The following is an 8,065-nucleotide window of genomic DNA, read 5'->3' as shown; positions in this document are numbered from 1 at the left end:
TCCATGAGGATGAGTTCGTGTACGTGCTCGAAGGGGAGGCGACTCTCGTCACCGATGCGGGCGAGACGGTGCTCAAGCCAGGGATGGCGGCCGGCTTCCCCGCGGGCCGCGCCGACGGGCATCATCTGATCAATCGTGGCGATCGACCGGTTCTCTATCTGGAGGTTGGCACCCGTGCCGGCCACGAGGAGGCGCATTACAGCGACATCGACCTTAAGGCGCGTAAAGTCGGCAGCCGCTTTGTGTTCACCCACCGAAATGGCGATCCCTACCCATGAGCGCGACACTCGGACAGCGCGCGGCCAAGGCGCTGATGCTGGCGCCGATCATGGCGTACCGCTACTCGTTCTCGGCGCTTGTGGGCGGCCATTGCAGGCATCTGCCGACTTGCTCCGACTACGCGCGCGAGGCCATCGACACCAACGGGGCGTGGAAGGGGGGCTGGCTCACGCTCGCCCGGCTGTGCCGCTGCCATCCTTGGGGCAGCGCGGGGCTCGACCCGGTGCCCGACCTTCGTCACGAGTGCCATCCCTTGGCCCCTTGGCGCTACGGCCGCTGGCGCCCAAATAAAAGTGACGCGGCAGGCAATTCCCGCTAAAAGCGGCGCCGCACACCAAACAGTCCATCTTACCTGCGCTGGTACGCAGGAGTGAGAGGAGCGACAGATGATTTCCCTCAAGTTTCCCGATGGTTCCGCGCGCGACTTCGAATCCGGAGTCACGGGCCGCGACGTTGCCGCGTCGATCGCTAAATCACTCGAGAAGAACGCTGTTGCCGTCGAGATCGACGGCAAGTTGCGTGATCTCGGCGAGCCGATCGAGAGCGATGCCAGCATTCGCATCATCAAGCGCACCGATCCGGAGGCGCTCACGCTGATCCGCCACGACGCTGCGCATGTCATGGCCGAAGCGGTGCAGGCGCTGTATCCGGACACGCAAGTCACGATCGGCCCGGTTATCGAGAACGGCTTCTATTACGATTTCGCGCGGGAGGAGTCCTTCACGCCGGAGGATTTGCCGGTCATCGAGAAGAAGATGGCCGAGATCATCGCTTCCAATCATCCATTTACCGTCGAGGTGTGGAGTCGCGACAAGGCGCGGGAGGTGTTCGCCAAGAAGGGGGAAGGCTTCAAGGTCGAGCTCGTCGACGCAATCCCCGAAGGCGAGGACGTCAAAGTCTATCACCAGGGTAACTGGTTCGACCTGTGCCGTGGGCCGCATATGGATACCACCGGCCGCATCGGCAAAGGCTTCAAGCTGCTCAAGATCGCGGGCGCCTATTGGCGCGGCGATTCGAACAATCCGATGCTCCAGCGCATCTACGGCACGGCCTGGGCGAGCGAAGACGATCTCAAGGCTTATCTCCATCAGCTCGAGGAGGCGGAGAAGCGCGATCATCGGCGCCTGGGCCGCGAGATGGATTTGTTCCACTTCCAAGAGGAGGCGCCGGGCGCCGTGTTCTGGCACGCGAAGGGCTGGGCGCTGTTCCAGGCTCTGATCGGCTATATGCGCCGGCGCCAGAACGATTGGGGCTATGTGGAGGTGAACTCGCCGGACATGATGGAACGCACGCTGTGGGAGCAATCGGGCCATTGGGAGAAGTTCGCCGAGAACATGTATATCGCCGAGACGCCCGATGACCGCGTGTTCTGCTGCAAGCCCATGAACTGTCCGGGGCATGTGCAGATCTTCAAGCACGGTCTTAAGAGCTATCGCGATCTACCCTTGCGCATTGCCGAATTCGGCAAAGTGCACCGTTACGAGCCTTCCGGTGCGCTGCATGGTCTCTTGCGCGTGCGCCACTTCACGCAAGACGACGCGCATATCTTCTGCACCGAGGATCAGATCACCGAGGAGTGCGTGAAGCTCAACGAGCAGATGCTCTCCATCTATCGCGATTTCGGCTTCGAGGACGTGCGCATCAAGTTTTCCGACCGCCCCGAAAAGCGGGTTGGCGCCGATGCGGTGTGGGATAAGGCTGAAGCCGCTCTGAAACGTGCCGTCGAAGCGGCCGGACTCTCCTACGAGCTGAACCCGGGCGAGGGTGCGTTCTATGGACCGAAGCTCGAATATGTTCTGCGCGACGCCATCGGGCGCGAATGGCAATGCGGCACGATCCAGGTCGATCTCAACATGCCGGAGCGCCTCGGCGCCTTCTATATCGGTCCCAGCGGCGAGAAGGCGGCGCCGGTGATGATCCATCGCGCCATGTTCGGCTCGCTGGAGCGCTTCACGGGCATTCTCATCGAGCATCATGCGGGGCACTTGCCGCTGTGGCTCGCGCCGACCCAGGCTGTGGTCGCCACCATCGTCTCCGATGCCGACGACTACGCCGAGAAAGTGCTGGCACGGCTGAAGGAGGCGGGCTTGCGCGCCGAGGCCGATCTTCGCAACGAGAAAATCAACTACAAGGTGCGCGAGCACTCGATGGCGAAGGTGCCGGTGCTGCTGGTGGCCGGCAAGCGCGAAGCGGAAGAGGGTACGGTGTCGGTACGCCGGCTCGGCTCACAAAAGCAAGAGGTCATGAGCCTCGATGCTGCCGTTCAGGCGCTCGTCGATGAGGCCGTGCCGCCGGACCTACGTCAGCACAAGAAGGCGGCGTAGCCTGACACTCTGAAGCGATCGCCCAAAACTGAAATCGCTGCCTGAAAATCGGTCGCGCGCCCGTACGGCCGAGGCGTACTATCGCGACCATGAGCACGCAGCAGCTTACTGGACGAGCCGACGAATTCTTCCGCGCCCTGCAGCGTCGCGACGCCTCCTACGAGGGCATTTTCGTGGTCGGGGTGAAGACGACCGGCATTTTCTGCCGCCCGACTTGCTCGGCGCGGAAACCCTTGCGCGCCAACGTCGAGTTTTTTCCCGGTGCGCATGAGGCGCTGTACGCCGGCTTTCGTCCGTGTCTGCGGTGCAAGCCGATGCATGTCGGACGCGAGGTTCCCCCCTTGGTGGAGGAGCTTCGGCGCCAGGTCGAGGAGGGGCTATCGGAACCTTTGCGGGATCGGGATCTGATGCGCAAAGGAATCGATCCGTCGACCGCGCGGCGGCAGTTTCAGAGATATTTCGGCATGTCGTTTCACGCCTATCAACGCGCGCGGCGCATGGGTTCCGCCCTGGCCGCCGTCAGAAAGGGGACAAATCTCTTGGACACGCAATTGGCGCACGGTTTCGAATCGTCGAGCGGGTTTCGGGAAGCGTTCGCGAAGCTGTTTGGCACCGTTCCTTCGAAGGCAAACGGCGTGCACTGCCTCTTCGCGCGCTGGATCGAGACGCCCCTCGGCGCAATCCTCGTCCTGGCGAATGATAGCGGGCTCTATGTGCTGGATTGGGTGGATCGGCGCGGACTTGAGCGTGAGATTCTTCGGCTGCGGCACAAGACCAAGTTTGCCATCGTGCCGGGCGATCATCAGTTGCTGGATCAGGCAAACCGCGAGATCGGTGAATATTTCCGCGGCACGCGCGCGCGTTCAGCTTGCCGTTCGCTCCGCGCGGCACGGAGTTTCAAGACGCGTCTGGAATGCGCTGTTGGAAATTCCGCCCGGCGAAACGCGGTCCTATGCGGAAATTGCCAAAAATATTGGCGCACCGAAAGCCGTGCGCGCCGTGGCTCGCGCCAATGGCGACAACTTCCGCGGAATCGTGATTCCCTGTCACCGAGTCATCGGCAGCGACGGTTCGCTGACCGGCTATGGTGGCGGGCTCCCGCGAAAGAAATGGTTGCTTGAGCACGAACGTTCAATGGTGTGCGCCGCCGCCGCTCCGACCCAGCGCCTCAAGGCGTCGACGGGCGGAATAGAGCGCCGGGGGTTGAGCAGCGGCGCGTTGGGATCCGCGGGCGCGCGCGTGAAGCCGTCGAAGCCGACCGCGCCGCCGGGACCTTCGCCAGCCAAGCCGCCTGTGCCCGGCGGGGGTGCTTCCGGTGGATCGAGGAGGGCTTTCAGTGCTTCCGGCGAGGTGGGACCGTCCTCGATCGCCACTTCGATCTGCTTGTCGTTGCCGGGCTCGATGGAAAATTTGCGCGTGTAGCTCTGTCCGTCGTGATCGGCCACCACGGCATAGCTGCCGGCAGCAAGGATGTGGGTCGGAAGCGCGCCCACGTTCGACTTTACCGTGTCGCCGGCGGAGGTGAGGATCGTCCATTTCGTATTGGCGAGTGCCTCGCCGCCCAGGCTCTGCACGAGGCGGAAGGTGATCTTCGCCCCAGTATGCTTGATGGTCGCCTCGGTGATGCGTCCCGGCTCCACCGTCACGTCGACGCCGATGCTGGCATTCGCATCCCCGTAATGGCTCCTCAAGTGATAGGCGCCGGCATTGAGGCGAATGACCCTGTGGGGCTGGGCGTCGGCAAGGATGGTCTCGCGGTTGCCGAACTGGTCTTGCTCGTCCGACATGATGTCAAAGCGGACGGTGCCTTTGGGGCATTCCTCTCCGGTCGCAAGCAAGGCCCGCATGGCAAGTCCGCCGGTGTTGAGGACGAAGGTCTCCTCGAGGGACTTCCCGCCCTCCACCTTGATCTTCCTGGTCAGGTTGGAGAGCCCATAGGCGGCGTTGACCAAGTATTCTCCGGGAAGCAGGGCCGCTGTCGGCGTCGGCTCGCGATGCGTGCTTATCAGCTCGAAGCCGCCATCGGACTTGGCTTTCGCGTTGTAGACCCGCCAGATCAGACCCGATTGCAGTTTGGCGCCCCCTTCGGTGATGAGCGCCTTGAAGCTCACCGGCACGGGCCGCAGCGGCTGGGTCTTGGGCGGCGCCGGCGAGACGGGCACCACACGCTGTGCCTGCGCTTGCGGGGCATCCGGCTGCGGCGCCCCTGATTTCAGCACGGCGGTCTCGCCCAGCTTCTGCGTGGCCATGTGTCCCGGCCCAGGAGGCGGGGGCGGGGCCTCGGCGATCGGCGCGGCCGGTGCCGGTGGTGCGCTAATGGCCGCGAACACGGCGCCCAGTCCGGTCTGAAGTCAGCCTCGTTGCCGGCGGTGATGAACTTGCCGCCGGTCACCTTGGCCATGCAGGCCAGCGGCTCGAGGTCGGCAGGCTTGTCGCCGAGCCCCACCACGTGGATGCGCAAGCCCTTGGTCTTTTGCTTGAGCCCCTCGGCTGTCACACAAAGATCGGCGTCGCAGGTGTCCCCGCCATCGGCGATGAGCACGACGTCGAGGGTCTTGCCGTCGCCTGCAAGCGAGGCCGCGTCGCCGATGGCCGCGGCGATGGGGGCTTGGCCCGTGGCCCTGATGCCGCCGAGGAGCTTCGCGAAGCTGCCGCCATTGAGCTCGCCCGTTTTGGCCAGGATCTCGCTGTCGGCACAATTTGAATCCTTGCGATGCCCGAAGGCCACGAGCCCCAGAGAGAATTGATTGGCCTGGCTGGGGATCGCCTGCGTGAGCGCGCTAAGTGCCACATCGAGCTTGGCGGTCTCGCCGAGCTTGTCCCCCATGCTCTTTGAAGCATCGAACACAAGGACCGCAGCAGGCCGGTCGGGCGCGGGCGCGGGCGCATCCTCGGCTGCCGCTATTCCGGCGCCGAAGAAAAGAGCGGGCAAAAGCAAGAGCTTCAGCGCCGCGAAGTGCTTCCCCCGCATGGCGTTTCTCTTCCGATTTGTCGACCGCCCCGCCCCTTATACAGGCAACAGGCGGCCATCACGCTTGGAAATTTGATCGCGAATAAGGCCGATTTTTGAACCTATCGGCGCCGATTGGACGCAAGGGACGAAGATTGTTGGATTGCCCGTTTCACGATATGCAGCATGGCCTTAGCCAGTCATTGTGAGCGCATGTCTAATCCCACTCTCGATCACCTTTTGAGCCGCCGGTCGGTCTCGGCCAACGCGATGACCGAACCCGGTCCCGACGCGGATCAGCTCGGTCAAATCCTGACTGCTGGGGCCCGCGTGCCGGACCACAAGAAGCTCGTGCCTTGGCGCTTTATCGTCTTTGAGGGCGCCGCCCGGGAAGCCTTCGGACAGGTGATCGCGGAAGCCTGCCGCGCCGAGGAGGACGAGCCCAGCACGTTTCGTCTCGACACGGAGGCCAAGCGTTTCCTGCGGGCCCCCGTGGTCGTCGCCGTGATCTCCCGCGTTGTCCAGACGCCTGCCGTGCCCGAATGGGAGCAGGTCCTGTCCGCGGGCGCGGCCTGCCAGAATTTGATGTTGGCAGCGACGGCGCTCGGCTTTGGCGCGCAATGGATCACCGAATGGTATGCTTTCAGCCCGGGCGTACGGCAGGCGCTGAACTTGTCGGAAAATGAGCGCGTCGCCGGCTTCATCTATATCGGCACGGCGAAGGAGAGGCCCGAGGAGCGGGACCGGCCCGCGCTCGCCGATATCGTTACAACCTGGCAGGCTTGAAACGCTTCTGCACGCCCGTAGGATCACGGCCCATGTTCTATGACGCGGTTGCCAACACGCACGGCCTGCAATGGGATCCGTTCAAGGCTCTGGTCAGCCCCCGTCCGATCGGCTGGATCTCCACGCTCGGCAAGAACGGCGTGGTCAATCTGGCGCCTTACAGCTTCTTCAACGCGGTCGCCACCGACCCGCATTTCGTGATGTTCTCTTCGGGCGGGCGGAAGGACAGCCAGCGCAACGCGGAAGAGACGGGAGAGTTCGTCTGCTCTCTTGCCACCTACGATCTGCGCGACGCCATGAACCGCACCTCACAGCATGTCAGTCCCGAGGTGGACGAGATGGTTCTCGCCGGGCTGACGCCCGCACCTTCGAAGCTGGTGGCGCCGCCGCGTGTGGCAGAGTCGCCCGTGGCCTTCGAGTGCAAATATTGGCGGACCATCGATCTCCCAGGCCCGAACGGCGGTCCTGGGACTCATGCCATCGTGCTCGGCCAGGTGATCGGCGTGCATATCGATGACCGGACCATCGTCGACGGCAAGGTGGACGTGACCAAGCTCAAGCCCATCGCGCGGTTGGGCTATGGCGACTATGCGGTGATCGATCAGGTGTTCGAGCTGTCGCGGCCTCAATAGCCGAACTGCTCGGCAAGGATGCGCTCGGCGAGCGTGTGGCCGGGATCGAACATCATGAAGAGGTCGATGCCGCTCGCTTCGCCCACTTCGACGGCGACCACGTCGCGGAACTCGGTATGGTCGGCCACGGCGCTGACCGGGCGCTTGTTCGGCTCCAGCACCTCGATCAGCACCTTGGCCTCGTTGGGCAGCAGCGCGCCGCGCCAGCGCCGCGGGCGGAAGGGACTGATCGGGGTGAGCGCGAGCAGCGGCGCGGTGATGGGCAGGATCGGCCCATGGGCGGAGAGGTTGTAGGCGGTGCTGCCGGCGGGCGTGGACACCAATACGCCGTCGCAGATCAGCTCTTCCAGCCGGGTGGTACCGTCGACGCCGATCTTCAGCTTGGCCGCTTGGTGGATCTGGCGGAACAGCGAGACCTCGTTGATGGCGAGCGCTTCGCGGGTCGCGCTGTTCACATCTCGCACGGTCATGCGCAGAGGATGGATGACGGTGATCTCCGCCGCCTCCAGCCGGTCTTTCAGCCGGTTCTCCGTGTAGTCGTTGAGCAGGAAGCCGACCGAGCCCCGGTTCATGCCGTAGATCGGAATGCGGCTGTGAAGGTGGTCATGCATGGTCTGAAGCATCAGGCCGTCGCCGCCGAGCGCAACGATCGCGTCCGCTTCCTCCGGCGCCACGTTGCCGTAACGCTTGGTAAGCGCCTTGAACGCATCCTTCGCCTCATTGGTCTCGCTGGCGACGAAGCAAATCTTTTCGAAGCGTGCCATGATCACTCTACTGCGCTTGCCGGCCCAAGGATCCGCTCTTGGGAGAAGGCACTATAAAGCTGTGGTGATAAAGTCGTGCAAGTGTCTCAAGGGACGGTGAATGGAGATCGCATGCGGAACGAAGACCGGCCGATCCTGATCTATACGACTTTCCCGAGCCTGGAGGACGCCAAGCGCGTGGGCGAGGCGCTGGTGGCGGCCCGGCTTGCGGCCTGCGTCAATGCGTTTCCCGGCATGATCTCCATCTTCGAGTGGAACGGTGCGGCGGGAGACCGCCGAGGAGGTCGCCATGATCATCAGACGCGCGAAAGCCTCAAGGATCAGGTGATG

The 8,065-nt window shown here is 63.6% G+C and carries 9 protein-coding genes and 2 pseudogenes; 8 read left to right on the top strand and 3 right to left on the bottom strand.

What is annotated here, in order from left to right; translation table 11 throughout:
• From AUC71_RS04235 to AUC71_RS22550, 5 genes and pseudogenes are all read left to right on the top strand, one after another.
• On the top strand, positions 1–278 hold a 278-nt coding region (locus tag AUC71_RS04235; RefSeq protein ID WP_141701440.1), incomplete at its 5' end, for a cupin domain-containing protein.
• Positions 275–598: a membrane protein insertion efficiency factor YidD gene (gene yidD / locus AUC71_RS04230; protein WP_083238069.1), complete on the top strand. Its 324-nt coding sequence runs from the start codon at positions 275–277 to the stop codon at positions 596–598. The genes AUC71_RS04235 and yidD, both read left to right, overlap by 4 nt.
• 67 nt (positions 599–665) lie before the next feature.
• Positions 666–2,603, top strand: coding sequence for a threonine--tRNA ligase (thrS, locus tag AUC71_RS04225; RefSeq protein ID WP_069623257.1), 1,938 nt, complete (start codon positions 666–668; stop codon positions 2,601–2,603).
• A gap of 89 nt (positions 2,604–2,692) precedes the next feature.
• A pseudogene (locus AUC71_RS21775) lies at positions 2,693–3,403 on the top strand (bifunctional transcriptional activator/DNA repair enzyme AdaA); the annotation flags it as partial.
• Positions 3,300–3,674: pseudogene (locus AUC71_RS22550) on the top strand (methylated-DNA--[protein]-cysteine S-methyltransferase); the annotation flags it as partial. The pseudogenes AUC71_RS21775 and AUC71_RS22550, both read left to right, overlap by 104 nt.
• Before the next feature lie 11 nt (positions 3,675–3,685).
• On the opposite strand, the gene AUC71_RS20805 reads toward AUC71_RS22550, so the two are convergent.
• Both AUC71_RS20805 and AUC71_RS04210 read right to left on the bottom strand, forming a co-directional pair.
• Complete coding sequence (locus AUC71_RS20805) at positions 3,686–4,852, bottom strand: hypothetical protein (protein ID WP_069623255.1); 1,167 nt, start codon at positions 4,850–4,852, stop codon at positions 3,686–3,688.
• Positions 4,816–5,574 (bottom strand): vWA domain-containing protein, encoded by a 759-nt coding sequence (locus AUC71_RS04210; protein WP_069623254.1) that lies wholly within the window; start codon positions 5,572–5,574, stop codon positions 4,816–4,818. The genes AUC71_RS20805 and AUC71_RS04210 overlap by 37 nt, the downstream gene beginning before the upstream one ends.
• Positions 5,575–5,766: 192 nt before the next feature.
• Here AUC71_RS04210 and AUC71_RS04205 point away from each other — a divergent pair, with 192 nt between their 5' ends.
• Positions 5,767–6,339 (top strand): nitroreductase family protein, encoded by a 573-nt coding sequence (locus tag AUC71_RS04205; protein WP_069623253.1) that lies wholly within the window; start codon positions 5,767–5,769, stop codon positions 6,337–6,339.
• 32 nt (positions 6,340–6,371) lie between these two features.
• Positions 6,372–6,971, top strand: a complete 600-nt coding sequence (locus tag AUC71_RS04200; protein WP_069623252.1) for a flavin reductase family protein — start codon at positions 6,372–6,374, stop codon at positions 6,969–6,971.
• On the opposite strand, the gene AUC71_RS04195 is transcribed toward AUC71_RS04200, so the two are convergent.
• Positions 6,965–7,735, bottom strand: a complete 771-nt coding sequence (locus AUC71_RS04195; RefSeq protein WP_069623259.1) for an NAD kinase — start codon at positions 7,733–7,735, stop codon at positions 6,965–6,967. The genes AUC71_RS04200 and AUC71_RS04195 overlap by 7 nt on opposite strands.
• Before the next feature lie 111 nt (positions 7,736–7,846).
• On the opposite strand from AUC71_RS04195, the gene cutA reads away from it, so the two are divergent.
• On the top strand, positions 7,847–8,065 hold a 219-nt coding region (gene cutA, locus AUC71_RS04190; protein ID WP_069623251.1), incomplete at its 3' end, for a divalent cation tolerance protein CutA.

It is taken from the genome of Methyloceanibacter marginalis, from assembly GCF_001723295.1.
Lineage (GTDB): Bacteria > Pseudomonadota > Alphaproteobacteria > Rhizobiales > Methyloligellaceae > Methyloceanibacter > Methyloceanibacter marginalis.
This window is presented reverse-complemented; position numbering and strand designations above follow the sequence as displayed.

Excerpts from the sequence above, each read along its gene's own strand:
- AUC71_RS04200 (WP_069623252.1), top strand. The coding sequence starts at position 6,372 with ATGTTCTATGACGCGGTTGCCAACACGCACGGCCTGCAATGGGATCCG.
- yidD (WP_083238069.1), top strand. The coding sequence starts at position 275 with ATGAGCGCGACACTCGGACAGCGCGCGGCCAAGGCGCTGATGCTGGCG.
- AUC71_RS04210 (WP_069623254.1), bottom strand. The coding sequence starts at position 5,574 with ATGCGGGGGAAGCACTTCGCGGCGCTGAAGCTCTTGCTTTTGCCCGCT.
- AUC71_RS04205 (WP_069623253.1), top strand. The coding sequence starts at position 5,767 with ATGTCTAATCCCACTCTCGATCACCTTTTGAGCCGCCGGTCGGTCTCG.
- AUC71_RS20805 (WP_069623255.1), bottom strand. The coding sequence starts at position 4,852 with ATGGCCACGCAGAAGCTGGGCGAGACCGCCGTGCTGAAATCAGGGGCG.
- thrS (WP_069623257.1), top strand. The coding sequence starts at position 666 with ATGATTTCCCTCAAGTTTCCCGATGGTTCCGCGCGCGACTTCGAATCC.
- AUC71_RS04195 (WP_069623259.1), bottom strand. The coding sequence starts at position 7,735 with ATGGCACGCTTCGAAAAGATTTGCTTCGTCGCCAGCGAGACCAATGAG.